This window comes from Arthrobacter sp. AOP29-A2-19, assembly GCF_058138025.1.
Window position 1 is genome coordinate 3,649,251 of sequence record NZ_CM176894.1, and the last position, 22,786, is coordinate 3,672,036.

Genomic DNA, 22,786 nt, shown 5'->3' on the forward strand with positions numbered 1-22,786 from the left:
CCGGCCGGCGGTGCGTTCGCCGCCATGGTATCAACTTGATACTGGCTACCCCAACGTCATAAAGTAACCCCATGGATACCGTCCAGCGATTCGATGTGATGGAGCAGGACTGCCCCTCGCGCGTGGTGCTGCAGCGGATCGGCGACAAGTGGACGCCCCTGGTTTTCCAGGGATTGAAGGACGGTGCCCGCCGCTTTTCGGTGCTGCGCGCGGCGATCGGGGGAGTGACGCCCAAGGTGCTCACGCAGACCCTCCGCTCGCTGGAGCGGGACGGGCTGGTCCGGCGGACCGTCTACGCGGAGGTGCCGCCGCGCGTCGAGTACGCGCTGACGGACACCGGGCGGACCCTGCTCGGCCCGCTCGACGCCGTCCGCACCTGGGCGGAGCGGAACGCGGCCGGGATACTCGACGCCAGGGACCGGTACGACGCTCTCGCGGACGCCCCGCGCGCGGGCGTGGCCATAGACGGCGGCGGGGAGCCGACCACCACATGAGCGACAGCAGCGGGCTCCACGGCGACGCGGCGACCGTCGTCCTGCTGCGCGACGCGGACGGGGGGCCGGAGGTCCTCCTCCTCGAGAGGCTGCGGCACCGCGGATCCTTCGCCGGCGCGTGGGTCTTCCCCGGGGGTTACGTGGACCCGGGGGACCGCGGCGACGACGGGCTCGACGCCGCGGCCAGGCGCGCCGCCTCCCGTGAGACCCTCGAGGAGACCGGACTCGCGGTCGATCCGGGCTCGCTGGCGCACCTCTCCGTCTGGCTGCCGCCGGCCAGCGCGCCCAAACGCCTGCGCACCTGGTTCTTCCTGGCCCCGGCGCCGGACCAGGAGATTGTGCTCAACGCCGACGAGCACCTGGACCACCTCTGGCTGCGCCCCGCGGACATGCTCGAGCGCCACGGTCGAGGCGAGGTGTCCTTGGTTACTCCCACATGGGTGACGCTGCACGGCCTGACCGAAGCCGCATCCGTGCGGGAGGCCGTCGCGTCGGCCGCGGCCGCGGCCCCCGAGACGTTCAGCAGCCGCATGCTGTCGCTGCCCGGCGGCGGGCAGAGCGTCCTCTGGGAGGGCGACGCCGAGTACGGCGCCGCCGGGCGGGGCGGCCCCGGCCAGGATCCCTCGCCCGCCGCCCGGGGGGGCGCGGGGACCCCGCGCCACCGCCTGGACATCACGTCGCTGCCGTGGATCTACAGCAGGAGCCGGTGACCGGCTGGGGAACTCGACCGCCGGGCGGTAGAGTCGGGGTGATGCCTTATTGCCCGCAGCCCGTCTCGCTCCGCGCAGGCGCACCGCCGATGAACCCCGCCGGCGGCGCCGCGTACCGCGCCGGACCGGCCGGCCGCACATGATGCGTCCCCACATTTTTTGATCCACCCCAATTTTGAAGCACCGCGGACCAACGTCGCAGGACAGCCTGCCGCCGCAAACAACGAAATCCCAGACACCCTGAGGAAAGCGAACACATGTCGAAGGCACTCGCAGAACTGTCCACCCCTCCCAAGCTGGCCCACGGCGCCATGCGCGTCGTGGCGCTCGGCGGCCTCGGCGAGATCGGCCGCAACATGACCGTCTTCGAGTTCGGCGGCAAGCTGCTGATCGTCGACTGCGGCGTCCTCTTCCCCGAGGAGGTCCACCCCGGCGTCGACGTTATCCTCCCGGACTTCACTGCCATCCGCGACCGCATCAACGACGTCGTCGGCATCGTCCTCACGCACGGCCACGAGGACCACATCGGCGGCGTGCCGTACCTGCTGCGCGAACGCCGCGACATCCCGCTGATCGGCTCCAAGCTGACGCTGGCCTTCATCAAGGCCAAGCTCAAGGAGCACCGCATCAACCCGAAGACCGTCGAGGTCAAGGAGGGCGACCGCACCGTTATGGGGCCGTTCGACCTCGAGTTCGTGGCCGTCAACCACTCCATCCCCGACGGCCTGGCCGTGGCCATCCGCACCGGCGCCGGCATGGCGCTGCACACGGGCGACTTCAAGATGGACCAGTTCCCGCTGGACAACCGCATCACGGACCTCGCCGGCTTCGCGCGCCTCGGCGCCGAGGGCGTCGACCTGTTCCTCACGGACTCGACCAACGCGGACGTCCCCGGCTTCACGACGTCGGAGAAGGACCTGCTGCCGGCCATCGACGAGGTCTTCCGCAAGTCCCCGAAGCGCATCATCGTCTCCAGCTTCGCGAGCCACATCCACCGCATCCAGCAGATCCTGGACTCCGCGCACGAGCACGGCCGCAAGGTCGCCTTCGTAGGCCGTTCCATGGTCCGCAACATGACCACCGCCCGCGAGCTGGGCTACCTCAACGTGCCGCGCGGCCTGCTGGTGGACTTCAAGGCGCTCGAGAAGATGCCGGACAACAAGACCGTCTTCATCTGCACCGGTTCGCAGGGCGAGCCGATGGCCGCCCTGGCCCGCATGGCCAACCGCGACCACGTCATCAACATCAACGACGGCGACACCGTGCTGCTGGCCAGCTCGCTGATCCCCGGCAACGAGACCGCCATCTACGGCCTCATCAACCAGCTCACCCAGCTGGGCGCGCGGGTGGTCCACAAGGGCAACGCCAAGGTGCACGTCTCCGGCCACGCGTCCGCCGGCGAGTTGGTCTACTGCTACAACATCATCAAGCCCAAGAACGTGATGCCCGTGCACGGCGAGCACCGCCACCTGCGTTCCAACGGCGAACTCGCGGTCCGCACGGGCGTCCCCGCGGACCAAGTCATCATCGCCGAGGACGGCGTCACCGTGGACCTGCACAACGGCAAGGCCCGAATCAGCGGCCGGATCCCCGCTGGCTACGTCTACGTCGAGGACGGCGTGGTCGGCAAGGCCACGGAGGCCTCCCTGCAGGAGCGCATCCAGCTCGCCGAGGACGGCACCATCACCATCCTCGCGATCATCGACCCGCGCACCAACAAGCTGGTCGAGGACCCCGAGTTCTTCCCGCGCGGCTTTGTGCACGAGCCGGCCGACTTCAAGCCGGCCATCGCGGTCATCGAGAAGGCCCTCAACGGCGCGAAGAACCGCGATCCGGAGCAGGTGATCGGCGACGCCGTGTCCGTCTGGATGAAGCGCACCTACCGCCGCAGCCCGGTCATCACCGCCATCGCGGTCGACGCCTAGCAACTCCCGACCGGCGGTCGCCGCATGGGAATGCCCCTCCACCGCGCGGGTGGAGGGGCATTTCCGTGTCCAAGGGGCCCGGTGCGGGCGCCCCCAGGAGAGGCCCGCACCGCGGCCGCTACTGGGTGATCGCCTCTGCCAACACGGGCGCCAGCCGCCTGACCCCCTCGTGGATCTTGTCCGACGCGACGGCACTGAAGGCCAGGCGCAGCTTGTTGCTGTCCTCGTTTCCGGGGGTGAAGGCCGCGCCCGGGATGAACACAACCCCGGCGTCGATGGCCTTCTGCAGCAACGGGTACGTGTCGATCCCCTCGGGCAGGGTGACCCAGACGAAGAACCCGCCCTCGGGCCGGGTCCATTCGACGCCGGCCGGCATAAACTCCTCCAGCGCGTCCAGCATGGCGCCGCAGCGCTCCGCGTACAGGGACCGGTAGGTGCGGATCTGGCCGCGCCAGTCGTGGCCGTCGAGGTAGGCGCTGATCAGCGCCTGGTTCAGGGTCGGCGGGCAGAGCGTGACCGCCTCGCTGGCCAGGTAGAAGCGGCGCAGCAGGTGCTCGGGGACCAGGGCCCAGCCGATCCGCAGCCCCGGGGCCAGGATCTTGGAGAACGAGCCCATGTAGAGGACGTCCTCCGGGTTGCCCGCGCGCAGCGTGGTGTGGGGTTCGCCGTCGAACTTCAGGAGCCCGTACGGATTGTCCTCCACCACCAGGATGTTCGCCGCGCGGCAGATGTCCACGATGCGCTGCCTGCGGTCCTCGGCGAGCGTGATGCCGGACGGGTTGTTGAAGTTGGGGATCGTGTAGAGGAACTTGATGGACCCGCCCGCGTCGCGGACCTCGACGATGCGCGCCTCCAGCTCCTCGGGGACCAGGCCGTGCTCGTCCATGCGGACGGGAACCACCGTGATCTCGTGGGACTCGAACGTGTTCAGCGCGCCGACGTAAGTCGGGTCCTCGCACAGGACGACGTCGCCGGGGTTGCAGAACACCTTGCACGCGACGTCCTGCGCGGACTGCGATCCGGTGGTGACAACGACGTTCTCCGGTCTGGCGTCGGTGATGCCCTCATCGGCCATCACCTCGCAGATCTGGGCGCGCAGCTCGGGCGTCCCCTGGCCGCCGCCGTACTGGAGCGCGGACAGGCCCTCCTCGGTGATGAGGCGGTAGGCCATGCCGGCGATCTTCTCCAGCGGCAGCGACTGCAGGAACGGATTTCCCCCGGCGAGCGAGACCAGTCCGGGCCGCAGCGAGATCTCGAAGACGTCGCGGACGGCCGACTGCTTGATGTTGGCGGCGCGCTGCGAGAACAGGGATTCGTGGCGGTGGGAAGCCTCGGCGCGGGCCAGCGCGACGTCTGCCTCGGTCTGGACCGGGTCGCTGGCGGCAAGTGGCGTTTTGGGTGTGGTCACCGACACATCCTAGCAACCCGTGTTGCCGAATAGGCAACGGTTGTTCTTCCGGGAATGCCGGGCGGTCCGATCATTTTTGACTCATGACCTCCTCGATCGGGGTGCCGTCCACGAGGATCTCGGCCCGGACCGTCCCCGCCGCGGTCATCGCGGTGTGCCGGAGCTGTTCCTGGATCCGCGGGTCGTCGCACGTGCCGCCGGACACGGGTTGCCCGGTCAGCAGCACCGTCACGGTGTCGCCCTCGATGGACGAGGAGACGTACGCCAGGTCGGACCGGTGCAGGGCGTTCATCAGGCCGGACTCCCCGAGGAAGCGTTCGCGGTCCGCCAGCAGGTGCTCGATGGCCGCCGCGATCTGGTCGGTGAATTCCACCGGGCCCGTGGTGGTGGGCACCACGCTGTCCCCGCAGCCGATCGCCGGCCCTGACACCCCGCCGTCGTCCAAGGCGACGTAGAAGACCGTCAGGGCCGCGATCGCCGTGAGGCTGGCCGCCGCGCCGTCGGTGCCGGCAGACGACGGCGCCACGGGCATGGCGGAGGGAATCGCGGCGCCGGGGGATTCCATGGGGGACGCGGAGGGGGTTGTGCCCCGCGCCGCCGAGGAGCCGCCGGAATCCGGGGAGGGTCCGGGCCCCGGCCCGGCTCCGGAGCAGGCGGACAGGGCGAGAAGCGCCACCGCGGCCAGGGCGGCAAGCGGTGCGCGCGGGGCGGTCGAGGGGACGGACATGGTGCTCTCCTGTGGCCCGGGCGCCGCCGGTGCGGCGCGTGGGATCACCCTAGGTCCGCGGAGCGGCGGGACACAGCACGCGCGGGCAACGGTTGTGCGACGGTTCTGGGACCGGCGCCGGGTGTGTCAGGGCGCGACGGCCCCGGACGACGGCGCCGCGGCGCCGTCCCCCACCAAAGTGTCCCCCGCGTGCCCGGCGGCCGCGCGTGCGTCGAGCCACGCCTGCACGTCGCGCGGGCGGATGCGGCGGTGGCTGCCCCGGTATTCGACCGGGATGGTTCCGGCGTCGGTCAGCTTGCGCATGTACGTGTTGGAGACGCCGGCCAACTGCGCGGCCTGCGACGTGTTCAGGAGCAGCTCGCTGGTGGCGATGGTGACCGCCTCGCCCCGGCCCAGGCGGGCCAGCAGGTCCATCACGGCCTCCGCGGCCCCGGCGGAAAGCCGCAGCGCCGTGCCGTCCACGAACACGGTGGCGTCCGCCGATTCTCCGAGCGCCTGCGCCAGCCGCTTCGCCTCCGGCGCGGGCAGTGCCTCGTGGTGCGTGGACTTGGTCAGGGCGGTGGTCTCCGACGGCATGGCACCATCATGCCTCCACGGCGTCGGGTTCGGGCGAATCGGCGTCCGCGGGTCGGCCGTTACGGTGGCTGAGCACCTTGGCCAGCCAGTGGTAGGAGGCCTTCGGGGTCCGCTCGAGGGTCTCGCGGTCCACGTGGACCAGACCGAACGTCTGCTGGTAGCCGGCGGCCCACTCCCAGTTGTCCATCAGCGTCCACACGAAGTAGCCCCCTAGCTCCAGCCCCTCGGCGGGACCGGCAGTTCCCACGGCGTCCAGGGCGGCGGTGAGGTGGTCGCGGAGATAGTGGGCGCGGGCCGTGTCGTGGACCTGCCTGATCCCGGTGTCCGGGTCCGTCTCCGGTTCCTCCTCGAAGCTCACGCCGCCCTCGGTGATGTAGACGGGCGGCATGTCCGGGTAGCGGTCGCGCATGCGGCCCAGCATCACGCCGAGGTGTCCCGGCACCACGGGCCACCCGTAGGCCGTCCGTTCGGCGTCGGGCCACTCGACGATGTGGAAGGGCGTGGTCGCGTCCTCCGGCTCGCCGCCGGTGGGCAGCACCAGCGACGCCGGGAGCGGGCCGTCCTTGCCGGGTCCGGCGGCCACCAGCGTGGGCATGTAGTAGTTCAGACCATAGAAGTCCAGGGGCTGGTGGATGGTCTGCAGGTCGCCGTCCTGGATCCGCAGGTCCGCCATCTGCGCGGCGGCCTGGACCAGGGACGGGTAGGTGCCCAGCAGCACCGGGTCCGCGAAGAGCCGGTTGTAGAGGGTGTCCACGATCCCGGCGACGGCCCGGTCCAGGAAGCTTCCCGGGTCCGCCGGTTCGCTGGGGGAGTGGACGTTGGACATGCCGATGCCGCCGGACACCCCCTCCGCGCGGAGCGCCTGGACGGCGAGGCCGTGGCCGAGCAGCAGGTGGTGGACGGCCCGGAGCGCCTTGACCCCCGAGTTTGTCGCGGGGGCGTGCAGCGAGGCCCCGTAGCCGTTCCCGGCCACCGTGGCCGGCTCGTTAACGGTGCACCACCAGCGGACCCGGTCCCCGAACTCCCGGCCCATGACCGCCGCGTAGTCGGCGAAGCGGTGCGCCGCGTCGCGCTCCAGCCACCCGCCGTCGTCCTCGATGTACTGGGGAGTGTCCCAGTGGAACAGGGTGAGCATCGGCGCGATGCCGCGGGCGTCCAGCTGGTCCAGCAGGCGGTGGTAGAAGTCCAGCCCCCGGCGGTTGGGAATCGATCCCCCGTCCGGGAAAATCCGCGGCCAGGCCACGGAGAAGCGGTAGGCGTCCAGGCCCATGCCGGCCATCAGGGCGACGTCCTCCGGCATCCGGTGGTAGTGGTCGGCGGCGACGTCGGCGGTGGAACCGTCCACGGCCGCCTCCGGATCGCGCAGCCAGGTGTCCCAGACGCTGGGGCCGCGGCCGTCCTCCCGCACGGCGCCCTCCACCTGGTAGGAGCTGGTGGCCGCGCCGAGTACGAATCCCGGCGGCAGGCGGTCCGCCAGCACCCTGGCGGAAATACTGAGGTCCACATGGTCGGGGCCCAAGTCCCCCGTGCCCGTCGCGTCGCTGGTCATAGGGATATTGTGCGCCGTCGGGTCAAGTTTTTGTCCACGACTTTTTCCGAAGCCGCACATGGCGGGGCGCCCCGCCATGACGTACCGTGGAAAGCGAGGTCTAAAGAAAGTACTGACCACTGCGAAGGTGCGTGCCCCCACCCCGGGCCGGCATCCGCAGAGCGAGGCAGGAATCCCGCCGCCCGAACACGGGCCGCGATGTTTCCCGCGGAACCCGCGCCACGCCCGCTGACCGTTCAGAGACTTTCTTTTTCAGGAGTGACGCATGTCCGCCGCAACCACAGATTCACAGTCCATCATCGCGCCCATCACCGAAGACGAGATCTTCGCTTCCCACGAGGGGGGCAAGCTCTCCGTCGAGTCCACCATGCCGCTGGACTCCAAGCGCGCCCTGTCCATCGCCTACACGCCGGGCGTCGCCCAGGTCTCCCGGGCCATCGCCGAGGATCCGGCCAAGCACGCCACCCACACTTGGGCGTCGCGCCTCGTTGTGGTGGTCTCCGACGGCACCGCCGTCTTGGGGCTCGGCGACATCGGCGCGGCGGCGTCGCTGCCCGTGATGGAGGGGAAGTCCGCGCTCTTCAAGACCTTCGGAGGACTCAACTCCATCCCGCTGGTCCTGGACACCACCAACGTCGACGAGATCATCGAGACGCTGGTCCGGCTGCGCCCGAGCTTCGGCGCGGTGAACCTCGAGGACATCGCCGCCCCGCGCTGCTTCGAGCTCGAGGAGCGCCTGATCGAGGCGCTCGACTGCCCGGTCATGCACGACGACCAGCACGGCACCGCCGTGGTGGTCCTCGCGGCCCTGACCAACGCCGCGAAGGTCACCGGACGGACGCTCCGGGACCTGCGCGTCGTCGTCAGCGGCGCGGGCGCCGCCGGGATCGCGATCGCCGAGATCCTCGTGAACGCCGGCGTCGGGGACGTGGTGCTCGTGGACTCGAAGGGCACCATCCACCGCGAGCGCGACGACCTGAACGCGATCAAGGCCAAGTACGCGGCCAAGACCAACAAGAACGACATCATGGGGGGCATCCGCCAGGCGCTCGAGGGCGCGGACGTCCTGGTGGGCGTCTCCTCGTCGAAGGTGGCCGAGGAGGACCTCGCCGGGATGAACGAGGACGCGATCATCTTCGCGCTGTCCAACCCGGACCCCGAGGTGCTGCCGGACGTGGCGGCCAAGTACGCGGCCGTCGTGGCGACGGGCCGCTCGGACTTCCCGAACCAGATCAACAACGTGCTGGCGTTCCCCGGCATTTTCCGCGGCGCGCTGGACGCCGGCGCGCGCCGCATCACGCCCGCCATGAAGATCGCGGCGGCCAACGCCATCGCGGCGCTCGCCGGGGAGCGGCTCGCCGCGGACCACATCGTGCCGTCGCCGCTCGACCCGCGCGTCGCGGACGCCGTGGCGAAGGCCGTGGGCGAGGCCGCGGCGCTGTAGCGCGAGCGGGACGTGCGCCCGCCGAATGCACGACGCCGTGTGGCCGGTCTCCCTGCGAGGCCGGCCACACGTGCGCGTGGGCTTGGTCACCGGATCGACTGTGATATTTGCGCGCGCAACCCCGAACCCGGGTCCGGGTCCCTTTGTTAGCGTGGGCAACCGGTCCGGCCAAACGGCGCGATGGTGCGGACCCTCTGCTCTGTACGATTCCAGCCTCGATGCAAGGACGAACATGAACTCCGCCGACACCCAATCCGCTCCGCCCGGCCCGCAGGAACAATCCCGGGTCAACAAGACCGTCTTCTTCGGCTCCGCGATCGCCATCCTGGCCTTCGCCCTGTGGGCCATCCTCGATCGCGAATCCGCCGACGCCGTCATCAACACGGTGGTGGCCTGGGTCGGGTCCACGTTCGGCTGGTACTACTCGCTGGTTGTCGTCCTGGTCCTCGCCTTTGTGGTGGCCGTCGCCGTCAGCAAGGTCGGCAAGACCCGGCTGGGCCCGGACCACTCGCGGCCCACCTTCAACCTGTTCACGTGGACCGCCATGCTCTTCGCCGCGGGCATCGGGATCGACCTGATGTTCTTCTCGGTCGCCGAACCGGTCACGCAGTTCCTCCAGCCTCCGACCGGAGAGGGCGGGGACGTCGCCGCGGCGCGCCAGGCCATGGCCTGGACGCTCTTCCACTACGGGATCCTCGGATGGGGCCTCTACGCGCTGATGGGACTGGCCCTGGGCTACTTCGCCTACAGGCACAACCTGCCGCTGAGCATCCGCTCGGCGCTCTACCCGATCCTCGGCAAGCGGATCCACGGTCGCATCGGCGACACCGTGGACATCGCGGCCGTCCTGGGCACGATCTTCGGCATCGCCACCAGCCTCGGCATCGGCGTCGCGCAGCTGAACTACGGCCTGAACTTCATGTTCGGCATCCCGGAGACGACGGCGGTCCAAATCGCCCTGATCGCGATCGCCGTGGCGATGGCCACCGTCTCCGTCGTGAGCGGTGTGGAGAAGGGCATCCGCCGCCTCTCCGAACTGAACATCCTTTTGGCCGTCGCGCTGATGCTGTTCGTCCTGATCGCCGGCAAGACCACGTTTCTCTTCGACGCGATCATCCAGAACATCGGAGACACGCTTTCGCGCTTCCCCGCGATGGCCCTGGACACGTTCGCCTACGACCGCCCGGACGACTGGCTGAACTCGTGGACGCTGTTCTTTTGGGCCTGGTGGATCGCTTGGGCGCCGTTCGTCGGCCTCTTCCTGGCGCGCATCTCCCGCGGCCGCACCATCCGGGAGTTTGTCACAGGCGTGCTGGTGGTGCCCTTCGCGTTCATCCTGCTCTGGATCTCAATCTTCGGAAACAGCGCGCTGGACCTGGTGATGGGCGGTAACGCGGCCTTCGGGGAAATGGCCATGAGCACACCGGAGCGCGCGTTCTACGGCCTGCTGGAGCAGTACCCGGCCGCGCCGGTGAGCGCCGCCATCGCCACCTTCACCGGACTCCTGTTCTATGTGACCAGCGCGGACTCCGGCGCCCTGGTGATGAGCAACTTCACCTCCCACCTCAAGGACGCCGACTCCGACGGGCCCAGCTGGCTGCGGATCTTCTGGGCGATGGCCACCGGACTGCTGACGCTGGCCATGTTGCTGGTCGGCGGCGTGCCCACGCTGCAGAGCGCGACGGTGATCATGGGCCTGCCCTTCTCGGTGGTCCTGCTGTTCATCATGCTGGGCCTCTACAAGGCGCTGCGCGTGGAGACGGCGCTGGCCGCCAGCTTCCGTGCCGGCCTGCCCTCCGTGCTCTCGTCGCGCGCAAACTCCGCGGGCCAGGACGCGCGCCGCGGATGGCGCCAGCGGCTCTCCCGCGCCATGAGCTATCCCGGCCGGCGCCAGGCGCAGCGCTTTGTGGAGGACGTCGCCCGTCCCGCCCTGGAGGAGGTCAGGGGAGAGCTCGTCACGCAGGGCGTCCACGCCCGGCTCGAGGGCGGGATCGTCGAGCAGGTCGGCATCGAAACGGCCGACCTCTACGTCGAGCTCGGCGAGGAGCGCGTCTTCAAGTACCAGGTCTACCCGGTGCAGCACGACGTCCCCTCCTACGCGAAGTCGACCGCCGCGGGGGAGAAGTACTACCGCATGGAGGTCTTCTCCCTCGAGGGAAGCCACGGCTACGACCTCTTCGGGTCCTCGCGCGAGCAGGTCATCGCCGATGTGCTGGACCACTACGAGGTCCACCTGGAGTTCCTCCACCAAAACCGGGAGACGCTGGCGTCCAGCACGGTCGCCGAGAGCGTTGCGCCAAAGGCCGAGTGGGAGGGCGACTACGAAACCGTGGAAGAGGACGCGCTGGTGCCCGCCGCGGCCGTTCTCCCCGAGCCTCGGCCTTCCTCACCCGGGACATCAGACCACACCGACCCGAACCACACCGACCGGAACCACGCCGAGAAGGAGACACCATGACCACCGCACCCGCACCCGCGGCCACGTCCCTGTACATCAACGGAGCCTGGACCGCGGCCCGCTCCGGGGCCACCCGGGAGATCGTCTGCCCGGCCGACGGCTCCGTCGTCGCCACGGTCTCGGAGGCCGCCCGCGAGGACACCGAACTGGCCATCGCCGCGGCCCGCGCCGCCTTCGACTCCGGCGTGTGGTCCAGCGTCCCGGCCCCGCGCCGCGGCGACCTCCTCCTGAGGACCGCCGCGCGGCTGCGCGAACGCCGGGAGGAGTTCTCCCGCGCCGAGTCGCTGGACACGGGCAAGCGGATCGTCGAGAGCCGCATCGACATGGACGACATCGCCGCGTGCTTCGAGTACTTCGGCCGCCTCGCCGGCCAGGAGGCCGGCCGCGTGGTCGACGCCGGGGACAACAGCGTGGTCAGCCGGGTCGTCCACGAGCCGGTCGGCGTCTGCGGCATGATCACGCCCTGGAACTACCCGCTGCTGCAGGCGGCCTGGAAGATGGCGCCGGCGCTCGCGGCGGGTTGCTCGTTTGTGCTCAAGCCGTCCGAGCTGACCCCGTCCACCGCCATGCTCATGATGGACGTTTTCGAGGAGCTCGGTCTGCCCGCCGGAGTCGCCAACCTGGTCACGGGCGCGGGCGCCGAGGCCGGGGCCCCGCTGTCCGAGCACCCGGACGTGGACATGGTCTCCTTCACCGGCGGCCTCGAGACCGGCAAGCGGATCGCGGCCGCCGCCTCGTCGACCGTGAAGAAGGTTGCCCTTGAACTCGGCGGCAAGAACCCCAACGTGGTCTTCGCCGACGCGGACTTCGACGCCGCCGTGGACAACGCCCTGAACGCGGCCTTTGTGCACTCGGGCCAGGTCTGCTCCGCGGGCGCCCGCCTGATCGTCGAGGAGTCCATCGCCGGGCGGTTTGTGGACGAGCTGGTCCGCCGCGCCGAGGGCATCCGCTTGGGCGGACCGTTCGACGAGGACGCGGAGACCGGGCCGCTGATCTCCGCCGCGCACCGGGACAAGGTGGACGCCTACGTCCGCGCGGGTGTGGCCGAGGGCGCGCGCCTGCGCTGCGGCGGCGCGTTCGGCGGAGGGGACCTGGCCGCGGGCCAGTACTACCTCCCGACCGTCCTGGACCGCGTGCGGCGCGGCATGTCCGTGGTGGTGGACGAGGCCTTCGGGCCCGTTGTCACGGTCGAGACGTTCTCCGGCGAGGACGAGGCGGTCGCCACGGCCAACGACACGCACTACGGGCTTGCCGGCGCCGTCTGGACCCAGGACGCGGGGCGCGCCCAGCGGGTCGCCGGCCGGCTGCGCCACGGCACCGTCTGGATCAACGACTTCCACCCCTACCTCCCGCAGGCCGAATGGGGCGGCTTCGGCCAGTCCGGCGTCGGCCGGGAGCTCGGCCCCAGCGGCCTCGCCGAATACCAAGAGGCCAAACACATCTACCAGAACACGGATCCGCAGGTCACCGGTTGGTTTGCGGACCACGGACAGGGAAAGTGACGCCATGACCCAGAACGAAACGCTGAACGGGCGCGAATTCGACTACATCGTCGTTGGGGGAGGCTCCGCGGGGGCAGCCGTTGCTGCACGGCTGAGCGAGGACCCCTCCGTCGAGGTGGCACTCGTCGAGGCAGGTCCCGACGACCGGGACCTGCCGGAGATACTGCAGCTGGACCGCTGGATGGAGCTCCTGGAGTCCGGCTACGACTGGGACTACCCGATCGAGCCGCAGGAGAACGGCAACTCCTTTATGCGCCACGCGCGCGCCAAAGTGATGGGCGGATGCTCCAGCCACAACTCCTGCATCGCCTTCTGGGCGCCCCGGGAGGACCTGGACGAGTGGGAGTCCGTGCACGGCGCCGCCGGATGGAACGCCGACGCCGCCTACCCCCTCTACCAGCGCCTGGAGACCAACGAGGATGCGGGACCGGACGCGCCGCACCACGGCGATTCCGGTCCCGTGCACCTCATGAACGTGCCGCCGGCGGACCCGTCCGGCGTCGCGATCCTGGACGCCTGCGAGCAGGCGGGCATCCCGCGCGCCCGCTTCAACGACGGCGGAACGGTGATCAACGGGGCCAACTTCTTCCAGATCAACCGGCGGGGCGACGGCACGCGCTCCTCGAGCTCCGTGTCCTACATCCACCCGATCATGGACCGCCCCAACTTCACCCTGCTCACCGGCCTGCGCGCCCGGGTGCTGAACTTCGGCGACGACCGCCGCTGTACGGGAGTCGACGTCGTCGATTCGGCCTTCGGCACCACGCACACGCTGTCCGCGCGCCGCGAGGTGGTCCTGTCCGCCGGGGCAATCGACTCCCCGAAACTGCTGATGCTTTCCGGCATCGGCCCGGCGGGACACCTGACCGACCACGGGATCGAGGTCCTGGTGGACTCGCCCGGTGTCGGCGAGAACCTCCAGGACCACCCGGAGGGCGTCATCCAGTGGGAGGCGAAGAGGCCCATGGTCGAGCAGTCCACCCAGTGGTGGGAGATCGGCGTCTTCACGCCCACCGAGGAGGGGTTGGACCGGCCGGACCTGATGATGCACTACGGCACCGTGCCCTTCGACATGCACACGCTCCGCCAGGGCTACCCGACCACGGAGAACGGATTCTGCCTGACCCCAAACGTCACGCACGCCCGCTCCCGTGGAACGGTCCGGCTGCGCAGCCGCGACTACCGGGACAAGCCCATGGTCGACCCCCGCTACTTCACGGACGAGGACGGTCACGACATGCGCGTGATGGTCGCCGGCATCCGCAAGGCCCGCGAGATCGTGGCGCAGCCCGCGATGGCCGAATGGGCCGGACGCGAGCTCTACCCCGGCCCGGACGTCCAGTCCGACGACGAAATCCGCGAGTACATCCGCAAGACGCACAACACGGTCTACCACCCGGCCGGAACCGTGAAGATGGGCGCGGACACCGATTCGGCGGCGCCGCTCGATCCCCAGCTGCGCGTCAAGGGAGTCACCGGCCTGCGGGTCGCCGACGCGTCCGTGATGCCGGAGCTGGTGACCGTCAATCCGAACATCACCACCATGATGATCGGCGAGAGGTGCGCGGACCTGATCCGCGGGAGGGCCTAGGCCCCGGCGCGGGCGCCCGATCGACCACTCGTGTGGCCGGCCTCTTCCGGAGGTCGGCCACAAGCGCGTCCGCGGCGCTCCCGGGGTCAAGCATGTGACGGCGCGTGACCCACATGACCGCGTATGACGCGCGCGGGCGGCACGGCACCCGGGAGTGTGACGCCGGAAGGGCCGATTCGTGGCCGCGCATGTCGCCGTGTGTGACCCCTTTACGCGCTCCTTGGATCCCGCGGCGGGCTCCGGTCAACTCGTACCAAGACGTGCGCCGGCCCCGGCGCGCATGGGTTCGAGGAGTAGACCGTGACAAACCGCCAGCCGGCGTACCCGCCGCCACCAGGCCGGGACGCCCCGCGCCAGCACGCAGGGACCAACCCGCGGCGATCCGGGTGGTCCGGCCGCCGCGTCGCCGCGCTTGCCTCCATCGCCGCCGGCGTCCTCGCCCTGACCGCCTGCGGAGGCGGCGAGGCCGAGCAGGGCGCGCGCACGGGCGAGCCCGTCGCGGGCGGCACCCTCACCTACGCCACCGGCGACAACGAGCCGGGCTGCCTGGATCCCATCGTGTCCGGCAACGTCCCCCAGGCGCTCGTGTCCACGCAGTACCTGGAGCCGTTGTTCTTCCAGGACGAGGACGGCGAAATCGGCCCGTGGCTGGCCAAGTCGTGGAAGTGGTCCGAGGACCGCCTGTCGCTGGACATCACCGTCAAGGACGACGTCTTCTTCACGGACGGCCAGCGGCTCAACGCCGAAACGATCGTCGAGAACGTCGCGTACATCAAGGACCCGGAGACGCTCTCGAGCACCGCCCTGCTGGCGGTGGAGAAGATCGCGTCCGTCGAACGCGTCGGCGAGTTCACCGCGCGCCTCCACCTCTCCGAACCGGACAACGCCCTGCTGGAGCACTTCGCCCAGGTGTGGGTGCCCATACAGTCGCAGAAGGCCCTGGCCCGCGGGGCGGACGCAAACTGCCTGTCCCCGGTCGGCACGGGTCCGTTCCGGGTGGAGAGCTGGAGCAAGCAGCGCGAGATCGCGCTGGTCCGCAACGACGGATACCACACGCCGGCCCCGACGGCCGGCCACGCGGGTCCGGCCTACCTGGACAGGATCGTCTGGAGGTTCCTGCCCGACCACGCGGCGCGGTACTCCGCCCTCCAGGCGGGCGAGGTCGACGTCATCGACGTCATCCAGCCGCAGGACGCGATCGCCGCGGACGCCGATCCCGCGCTCGAGACGCTCATCGGCTCGCGCCCCGGCCACGTGGTCAACCTGACCCTCAACACCAAGGAGGCGCCGTTCGACGACGTGCGCGTCCGCCAGGCATTCGTCCGTTCCGTCGACGTCGCCGCCGCGCTCAAGAGCATCTTCCTCGGCACCGTCGAACGCTCCAACTCCGTGCTGAGCAGCATCACCAAGTACAACCTCCAGGACCCGGACGTTTTCGGAACCGACGTCGAGCGCTCCAACGCCCTCCTCGACGAGGCCGGGTGGACCGGGCGCGACGAGGAGGGATACCGGACCAAGGACGGCAAGCGGCTATCGTCCACCGTCATCCAGACCGACGCCGTGCTGGTTCCGGTGCCCGTGCTCGAACAATTCCAGGCCAGCGCCAAGGCCGTCGGCTTCGAGCTGCTCATCAGCCAGGAGGAACCGACCTCCTTCAACGAGAAGCGCTACCAGTGGCGCTACGGATTGTCCCCGCTGTACTACACGAAGAACTCCCCGGCCGTCCTGAACCTCACCCACGACACATCGAAGATCGCCTCGGTGGTCGAGGGCGGCTACCACGCCAACAACCACGGGCTCGAGGGGCCGGTGGCGGAGGAGATCGACGTCCTGCTGCGGGACGCGGCCACGACCGCCGACGAGCAGGAACGCCGGCAGGGCTACACCGAGGCCCAACGGCTCATCCACAGGCAGTACCTGAACCTCCCGATCTTCGACCAGCAGACCCGGTTGGGCTTCCGCGCCGACGTCGAAGGCGTCCGGCTGGTCTCCCCGCTCGGCATGCCCACCTTCTACGACACATGGTTGGACCGCTGATGACCGCTCCCGCTCTCTCCGTCCCCGTCCGCCCCCGTGTCGCCACGCCGTCGGCCGCCCGCTGGATCGCGCAGCGCCTCGGCGGAGCGCTCTTTGTGCTCTGGGCCGTCGCCACCCTCTCCTACTTCGCCCTGCGCCTGGTGCCGGGCGATCCCGTCGACGCGCTGCTCGGCGGGCCCGGGAACAACGCCACGGAGGAGATGCGCCAGGAGGCGCGCGCCAACAACGGGCTGGACCGTCCGGTCCTCGTCCAATACGTCGCCTACCTCGGGAACCTGCTCCGCGGCGACCTCGGGCAGTCGTACCAATTCCGCCAGCCGGTGGCCAACATCCTCGGCGAGCAGCTGGGCAACACGATGGTCCTGGCCGTCGCCGCGCTGGCCACCGCCTGGGTCTTCGCCCTCCTGCTGGCCCTGTGGTCCGCCCGCGGGGGCCGAACCGCCGCCGCGATCGGCAACATCCTGGAGATCGTCGCGGCGGCCGTGCCGCAGTTCTGGCTCGGGACGCTCCTGATCCTCCTGTTCAGCGTCAACCTGCAGCTCCTGCCGGCCACAAGCGGCGCGCCGGGCCTCCCCAGCCGGGTGCTGCCCGTCCTGACCCTCGCCATCCCCCTGGCCGGCTTCCTGGGACAGGTCATGCGCGAGTCCATGCAGACGGCGATGCGCTCGCCGTTCGCGCTCTCCGCACGCGCGCGCGGCGAGGCGGAGACGGGCGTGAGCCTGCGCCACGCCCTCCGCCACGCGGCGCTCCCCGGCATCGGGTTGTCCGGCTGGGCCATGGGCTCGCTTATCAGCGGCGCGGTGGTCGCGGAGACGGTCTTCGCCCGTCCGGGGATCGGGCGCACCCTGCTGCAGTCGGTGCTCGTCCGCGACGTCCCGGTTGTTCTCGGCGTCGTTATCCTGGTCGCCGCGATCTACATCGTGGTCACGCTCCTGAGCGACCTCGCCGACCGCCTCGTCGATCCCCGGCTGCGCGAAGCATGAGCGCCGCGAACCGCACGATCGCTCCACCGCCCGCGCACGGCACGTCCGCAACGGACCAGTCCCCATCGGAGGCACCATGACACAGACCATTGAGCAGAACCACGGGGTCTCGACCCCACGCGATGCCGGGGGCGCCGGCGGGCCGTCCGCGGCCAGGCGCGGTCCGCGCCTCAACGTCCCCCTCGACATCGCGATCCCGGCCGCCGTGATCCTGGCGCTCGGTCTCTCGGCGGCCGTTCCGGGACTCGTCGCGTCCGGGGACCCCTTGGCCATGGAACCGGCCAACGCGTTCGCCGCGCCGTCTGCCGGGCACTGGTTCGGCACGGACGAGTCCGGGCGCGACGTCTTCACCCGCGTCATCCACGGCGCCCGCGATTCGCTGCTGATCGGCATCCTGGCCACGGTGATCGGCCTCGGCGTCGCCGTTGTGCTCGGCGCGATGGCGGGGCTGGGAACCCGGAAGGTGGACTTCGGGGTCTCCAGGTTCCTGGAGGTGCTCTTCGCGTTCCCGGGCCTGCTCCTGGCCCTGCTCGTCATCACGATCCTCGGCCCCGGCGTGGTGACGACAACCCTTGCGGTGGGCCTCTCGACGGCTCCCGGCTACGCCCGGATGATCCGCACCCAGGTCCTCTCCGTCCGGCGCTCCGGCTACGTCGAGGCGTCGATCGTGCAGGGCCGGTCCCGGTGGTTCATCATCCGCCGCCACATCCTGCCGAACGTCGCCGCCCCGTTGTTCGTCCTCGCCACACTCGGCGTCGGGCAGGCGATCGTCTGGGCCTCCTCGCTCAGCTTCCTCGGCCTCGGCGCCACGCCTCCCGCCCCGGAATGGGGCTCGATGCTCGCGGCGGGCCGCGGCTACATGAGCATCGCCTGGTGGATCACGCTCTTCCCGGGGCTGTTCATCGTGCTCAGCGCCGCCGCCACCACCGTCCTCGGCAACGGTCTCCAGCGCAAACTCAAGGACAAGTGATGACCAACCCCACTCCAGCCGACACCCAAACGCCGCCCGCGGTGGTCAGTGTCCGAAACCTCCGCGTCGCCTTCGGCGCGCCGCAGGATGCCGCGCCCGTGGTCCACGGAATCGACTTCGACATCGCCCCCGGGGAGTGCCTCGCCATCGTGGGGGAGTCCGGCTCCGGAAAGTCCGTGACGGCGCGCTCGCTGATCGGGCTGACCGGCGACAACGCACGCGTCGAGGCCGACCGCATCGAGATCGGCGGAATCGACCAGCGGCGCAACTCGCCCGCCAAGTGGCGGAAGGTCCGCGGGACCCGGGTCGGCTACGTCCTTCAGGACGCCCTCGTCTCCCTGGATCCCCTGCGCCCCATCGGTCGCGAGATCGAGGACGCCCTGCGGCTGCACACCCGCCAGACCCGTCGACAGCGCCACGATACTGTGCTGGGACTGCTCGCCGATGTCGGGATCCCGGACCCCGCGCAGCGGATCCGCCAGCGTTCCGGCGAGCTGTCCGGTGGCCTGCGCCAACGCGCGCTCATCGCCTCCGCGATCGCGCTGAACCCGCCCCTCCTGGTCGCCGACGAGCCGACGACGGCGCTCGACGCCACCGTGCAGAAGCAGATCCTCGCGCTGCTGGGGGACCTCAAGGGACAGGGCACGGCCCTGCTGCTGATCAGCCACGACCTGGCCGTCGTCGGGCACATGGCGGACCGGATCGCGGTCATGCGCCACGGCCGCATAGTCGAGTCGGGAACGGCGGAGCAGGTCCTCCAGGACCCCCGGCACGAGTACACGCGCAAGCTCCTGCGCGCTGTGCCGACGGACCGTCCCCGCGGAACCCCACTGGCCGAGACCCCCGTCGGCATCTCGGAGCGCCAGCACCGGCTGATCCAGGAGCGGCGCGCCGGGCAGCCGACCGGAGGCCTACCCGCCGCCGTCGAGGGGCCGATCCTGGTCGGCGACGGCCTGCGGAAGACCTACCGCAACCCCGACGGAACCGCACGGGTCGCCGTCGCGGACGTCTCCTTCTCGCTGAACCGGGGCGCGACCCTGGGCATCGTGGGGGAGTCCGGATCCGGCAAGAGCACCGTCGCCCGGATCGCGCTGGGCCTCACCGCCCCGGACGCCGGCGGGGTCCGGCTCCTCGGCAAGCCGTGGAGCGGCCTGCCCGAACGCGAGCGCCGACCCAACCGCCGTCGGATCGCCGCCATCTACCAGGACCCGCTCGGTTCCTTCGATCCGCAGTGGACGGTGGGTGAGATCCTGTCCGACTCCCTGATCGACACGGGCAAGCTGAACCGGGGGGACCGGCGCGACGAGGTCGCGCAGCTTCTGGAAACGGTCGGGCTGGACCCGGCCGTGGCCAACCGGAACCCGTTGCGGCTCTCCGGCGGACAGCGCCAGCGCATCGCGATCGCCCGCGCGCTGGCGTCCGGGCCGGACGTGATCGTGTGCGACGAGCCCGTGTCGGCGCTCGACGTCTCCATCCAGGCGCAGGTCCTGGACCTCCTCGACGAGCTGCAGCGCGAGTTCGCGTTGAGCTACCTGTTCATCTCCCACGACCTGGGCGTGGTGCGGCACGTCAGCGACGAGATCGCGGTGATGAGCGAGGGCCGCGTGGTGGAGGCCGGACGCGCCGAAGAGGTCTTCGGGAACCCCTCGCACCCGTACACCAAGAGCCTGCTCGGCGCCGCCCCGCGGCTCGGACACGCAACGAAGGGACTGGCATGACCGCCACGGCCACGCACAACCAAACCCACGACGCCGGCGCGCGTCCGGCCGACGCGGGCCCGGCGCCCACGACCCGGGCACTGCTGGCGCGCTTCCGACCCGTCCTGGACGAGATCGCGGCCGGAGCCGCCGCGCGGGAGACCTCGAGGACGCTGGCGTACGACGCCGTCGAGAGGCTGAAGAGGGCCGGATTTACCGCGGTGCGTGTGCCCGCCAGCTGGGGCGGCGGCGGAGCGACGCTGTCCCAGACCCTGTTGCTGCTGGTGGAACTCGGCGCGGCGGACTCGAACCTGGTCCAAGCCCTTCGGGCGCACTTCACGAGCGTCGAGTCCCTCGTCTCCGGTGCCGACGCCGAACGGCGGGCCCGCTGGCTACCGCGTGTCGTGGCCGGGGACATCTTCGGCAACGCGACGACGGAGAAGGGGAACGCCCCCGGCAGGAACTCGACCATCCTCTCCGCCCGGGACGGCGCCCACCGCCTCGACGGAACCAAGTTCTACAGCACCGGCAGCCTGTACGCCGACTGGATCCGGGTGCACGCGGACACCGAGGACGGCGGGAGCGTGAGGGCCACCGTCCACCGGGACGCGCCCGGGCTCGAGCTCGTCGACGACTGGGACGGCTTCGGCCAGCGGCTGACGGCGTCCGGCACCACCCGGCTCACCGGCGTGCCCGTGGAGACGGACAACGTCGAATGGTCGGCCTCCGGGGAACGGCCCGGATTCACGGCGTCCTATGTCCAGGCCGTCCTGCTGGCCGCGCTCGTGGGCATCGCCAAGGCCTCCCGCCGCGACGCGATCGAATACGTCCTCGGCCGCGGGCGGGTGTTCTCCCACGGCGTCGGCGACAGCCCGCGGCGCGACCCGCTCGTCCAGGAGGTGGTGGGCCGCATCAGCAGCACGGTCTTCGCCCTCGAGGCGGCGTTCGGGGCCGCCGCGCTGGAGGTCGAGCGCGTCGCCGACGCGTCCCGCCACGGGCCGGTCGACGACCCGGACGTGGAGGAGCTGGACACGCTCGTCTCCGAGGCGCAGATTTTCATCTCCGAACAGACGCTGGACGTCGCCAACCGCCTGTTCGAGGTGGGCGGCGCGTCGGCGGCGTCCGAGTCGCGCCGGCTGGACCGCCACTGGCGCAACGCCCGTGTCCTCGCGCAGCACAACCCGGTCATGTATCGCGCCCGCGCAGTGGGCCAACAGCGGCTGACCGGAGACCACCAGACCACCCCGATCTTCGTCGGCGCCGCCGGACGGACCCAGGAGCAGCAGGCATGAGCAAACCACTCCACTTCAACGCGTTCCTGATGAACACTCCCTCCCACATCCACCACGGCCAGTGGCGGCACCCGGATGCCGGACAGACCGGATTCAACGGGCTGGACCTGTGGCTGGACCTCGCCAGGACACTCGAGGACGGGCTGTTCGACGCCATGTTCTTCGCCGACGTCACGGGGCTGTACGGGCCGGCGGGCGGATCCCACGTGGACAACGTCAACGAGGGACTGCAGATTCCGTCCAACGATCCGGCCGTTTTGCTCGGGGCGCTCGCCGTGGTCACCAGGAACATCGGCCTGGCGTACACGTCCAACGTCATGCAGAACCACCCGTTCAACTTCGCCCGCCAGGCCTCTACGCTGGACCACCTGTCCAAGGGGCGCGTCGCGTGGAACATCGTGACCAGCACCCAGGAAAACGCCGCCCGAAACTTCGGGCTGCCGCAGCTGGTGGAGCACGACGCTCGCTACGACTGGGCCGACGAGTACCTCGACGTCGTCTACAAGCTGTGGGAGGGATCGTGGGAAGACGGCGCCCTGCTCGTGGACCGCGAGGGCGGGCGGTACTCGGATCCGTCCAAGATCCACAAGATCAACCACGTGGGCGAACGCTACCGCGTGGAGGGGCCGCACCTGCCGTCCCCTTCGCCGCAGCGCACCCCGCTGCTGTTTCAGGCCGGCGGTTCGGACCGCGGCATCCGGTTCGCGTCGCGGCACGCCGAGGCCGTCTTCATCGGTCCGCCGAATCCGGACGTCGCCCGGCAGCACACGGAGTGGGCGCGGACGCTCGCGGTCGAGGCGGGACGCGCCCCGGAGGACATCGCGTTCTTCCAGGGCATCACGTTCATCGTCGGCGCGACGGCCGCCGAGGTGGCCCGCAAACGGGCCGACTACGCCGAGTATTCCTCGGTGGTCGGCTACCTGACGCACGCCTCGCTGGGCGTCCTGCCGGACGGGACACGACTGCCGTCGGACACCCGGCTCAAGGACATCCCCAACAACGGCGGCCAGGGACACGTGGAGTGGCTTCGGAAGGCGACGCCGGATCGGGAGCCCACGCTCGCGGACCTGGCGGAGAGCCGGATCGACCGCGGCGTTGTGGCCGGCACACCGGACCAGATCGCCGACCAGCTCCAGGCGTGGCAGGCGGCGGGGGTGGACGGGATCAACGTCATCAACTGGCGCCTGCCCGGAACCTACATTGAGTTCAACGAGCAGCTCCTGCCCACGCTCCAGCGCCGCGGTCTGGCCAAGACCGAGTACGCCGAGGGGACGCTGCGCCGCAAGCTGTTCGGCCGCGACCGCCTCCCGGAAACCCACCCGGGCGCGCGGTACCGGGGGGCGTTCGCGCCCGCCGGGCCGCGGGCGTAGGCAACCGGGGACGGGTCGCGCGGCACCCGGTTCTCGCGTTTGCCAAGGTACGG

Annotated in this window: 17 protein-coding genes; 13 read left to right on the forward strand and 4 right to left on the reverse strand. The window is 70.4% G+C overall.

Annotation, left to right across the window (positions count from 1 at the left end):
• The first annotated feature begins 71 nt into the window (after nucleotides 1–71).
• The 3 genes from AC3ZJJ_RS16885 to AC3ZJJ_RS16895 all read left to right on the forward strand — a co-directional run bounded on the left by AC3ZJJ_RS16885 (nucleotide 72) and on the right by AC3ZJJ_RS16895 (nucleotide 3,129).
• Nucleotides 72–494, forward strand: coding sequence for a winged helix-turn-helix transcriptional regulator (locus AC3ZJJ_RS16885; protein WP_489892978.1), 423 nt, complete (start codon nucleotides 72–74; stop codon nucleotides 492–494).
• Nucleotides 491–1,204 (forward strand): NUDIX hydrolase, encoded by a 714-nt coding sequence (locus AC3ZJJ_RS16890; RefSeq protein ID WP_489892979.1) that lies wholly within the window; start codon nucleotides 491–493, stop codon nucleotides 1,202–1,204. The genes AC3ZJJ_RS16885 and AC3ZJJ_RS16890 overlap by 4 nt, the downstream gene beginning before the upstream one ends.
• 257 nt (nucleotides 1,205–1,461) lie before the next feature.
• Nucleotides 1,462–3,129: a ribonuclease J gene (locus tag AC3ZJJ_RS16895; RefSeq protein ID WP_489892980.1), complete on the forward strand. Its 1,668-nt coding sequence runs from the start codon at nucleotides 1,462–1,464 to the stop codon at nucleotides 3,127–3,129.
• 118 nt (nucleotides 3,130–3,247) lie between these two features.
• Here AC3ZJJ_RS16895 and AC3ZJJ_RS16900 read toward each other — a convergent pair whose 3' ends face one another.
• From AC3ZJJ_RS16900 to AC3ZJJ_RS16915, 4 genes are all read right to left on the reverse strand, one after another.
• The gene (locus AC3ZJJ_RS16900) at nucleotides 3,248–4,537 is read right to left on the reverse strand and encodes an aminotransferase-like domain-containing protein (RefSeq protein WP_489892981.1); all 1,290 of its coding nucleotides are present in this window, start codon (nucleotides 4,535–4,537) and stop codon (nucleotides 3,248–3,250) included.
• Nucleotides 4,538–4,607: 70 nt separating this feature from the next.
• Nucleotides 4,608–5,264: a hypothetical protein gene (locus AC3ZJJ_RS16905; protein ID WP_489892982.1), complete on the reverse strand. Its 657-nt coding sequence runs from the start codon at nucleotides 5,262–5,264 to the stop codon at nucleotides 4,608–4,610.
• A 126-nt stretch (nucleotides 5,265–5,390) separates the two neighbouring features.
• The gene (locus tag AC3ZJJ_RS16910; RefSeq protein WP_489892983.1) at nucleotides 5,391–5,840 is read right to left on the reverse strand and encodes a helix-turn-helix domain-containing protein; all 450 of its coding nucleotides are present in this window, start codon (nucleotides 5,838–5,840) and stop codon (nucleotides 5,391–5,393) included.
• A gap of 7 nt (nucleotides 5,841–5,847) precedes the next feature.
• Nucleotides 5,848–7,389 (reverse strand): glycoside hydrolase family 1 protein, encoded by a 1,542-nt coding sequence (locus AC3ZJJ_RS16915; RefSeq protein WP_489892984.1) that lies wholly within the window; start codon nucleotides 7,387–7,389, stop codon nucleotides 5,848–5,850.
• Nucleotides 7,390–7,654: 265 nt separating this feature from the next.
• Between AC3ZJJ_RS16915 and AC3ZJJ_RS16920 the strand changes: the two genes are divergently transcribed.
• The 10 genes from AC3ZJJ_RS16920 (at nucleotide 7,655) to AC3ZJJ_RS16965 (ending at nucleotide 22,733) form a co-directional block, all read left to right on the forward strand.
• On the forward strand, nucleotides 7,655–8,833 hold the full coding sequence (locus tag AC3ZJJ_RS16920) for an NAD(P)-dependent malic enzyme (protein ID WP_489892985.1): 1,179 nt from the start codon (nucleotides 7,655–7,657) through the stop codon (nucleotides 8,831–8,833).
• A gap of 232 nt (nucleotides 8,834–9,065) precedes the next feature.
• Nucleotides 9,066–11,291 (forward strand): choline BCCT transporter BetT, encoded by a 2,226-nt coding sequence (gene betT / locus AC3ZJJ_RS16925; protein ID WP_489892986.1) that lies wholly within the window; start codon nucleotides 9,066–9,068, stop codon nucleotides 11,289–11,291.
• Complete coding sequence (locus AC3ZJJ_RS16930) at nucleotides 11,288–12,793, forward strand: aldehyde dehydrogenase family protein (RefSeq protein ID WP_489892987.1); 1,506 nt, start codon at nucleotides 11,288–11,290, stop codon at nucleotides 12,791–12,793. The genes betT and AC3ZJJ_RS16930 overlap by 4 nt, the downstream gene beginning before the upstream one ends.
• A gap of 4 nt (nucleotides 12,794–12,797) precedes the next feature.
• On the forward strand, nucleotides 12,798–14,384 hold the full coding sequence (locus AC3ZJJ_RS16935) for a GMC family oxidoreductase (protein WP_489892988.1): 1,587 nt from the start codon (nucleotides 12,798–12,800) through the stop codon (nucleotides 14,382–14,384).
• Between the two features lie 300 nt (nucleotides 14,385–14,684).
• Nucleotides 14,685–16,421, forward strand: coding sequence for an ABC transporter substrate-binding protein (locus AC3ZJJ_RS16940; RefSeq protein ID WP_489892989.1), 1,737 nt, complete (start codon nucleotides 14,685–14,687; stop codon nucleotides 16,419–16,421).
• On the forward strand, nucleotides 16,421–17,404 hold the full coding sequence (locus AC3ZJJ_RS16945) for an ABC transporter permease (protein WP_489892990.1): 984 nt from the start codon (nucleotides 16,421–16,423) through the stop codon (nucleotides 17,402–17,404). The genes AC3ZJJ_RS16940 and AC3ZJJ_RS16945 overlap by 1 nt, the downstream gene beginning before the upstream one ends.
• A gap of 76 nt (nucleotides 17,405–17,480) precedes the next feature.
• Nucleotides 17,481–18,374, forward strand: coding sequence for an ABC transporter permease (locus AC3ZJJ_RS16950; RefSeq protein ID WP_489892991.1), 894 nt, complete (start codon nucleotides 17,481–17,483; stop codon nucleotides 18,372–18,374).
• Complete coding sequence (locus AC3ZJJ_RS16955; RefSeq protein WP_489892992.1) at nucleotides 18,374–20,092, forward strand: dipeptide ABC transporter ATP-binding protein; 1,719 nt, start codon at nucleotides 18,374–18,376, stop codon at nucleotides 20,090–20,092. The genes AC3ZJJ_RS16950 and AC3ZJJ_RS16955 overlap by 1 nt, the downstream gene beginning before the upstream one ends.
• Nucleotides 20,089–21,363: an acyl-CoA dehydrogenase family protein gene (locus AC3ZJJ_RS16960; protein ID WP_489892993.1), complete on the forward strand. Its 1,275-nt coding sequence runs from the start codon at nucleotides 20,089–20,091 to the stop codon at nucleotides 21,361–21,363. Before AC3ZJJ_RS16955 ends, AC3ZJJ_RS16960 begins: the two co-directional genes overlap by 4 nt.
• On the forward strand, nucleotides 21,360–22,733 hold the full coding sequence (locus AC3ZJJ_RS16965; RefSeq protein WP_489892994.1) for an LLM class flavin-dependent oxidoreductase: 1,374 nt from the start codon (nucleotides 21,360–21,362) through the stop codon (nucleotides 22,731–22,733). Before AC3ZJJ_RS16960 ends, AC3ZJJ_RS16965 begins: the two co-directional genes overlap by 4 nt.
• Nucleotides 22,734–22,786: the final 53 nt, after the last annotated feature.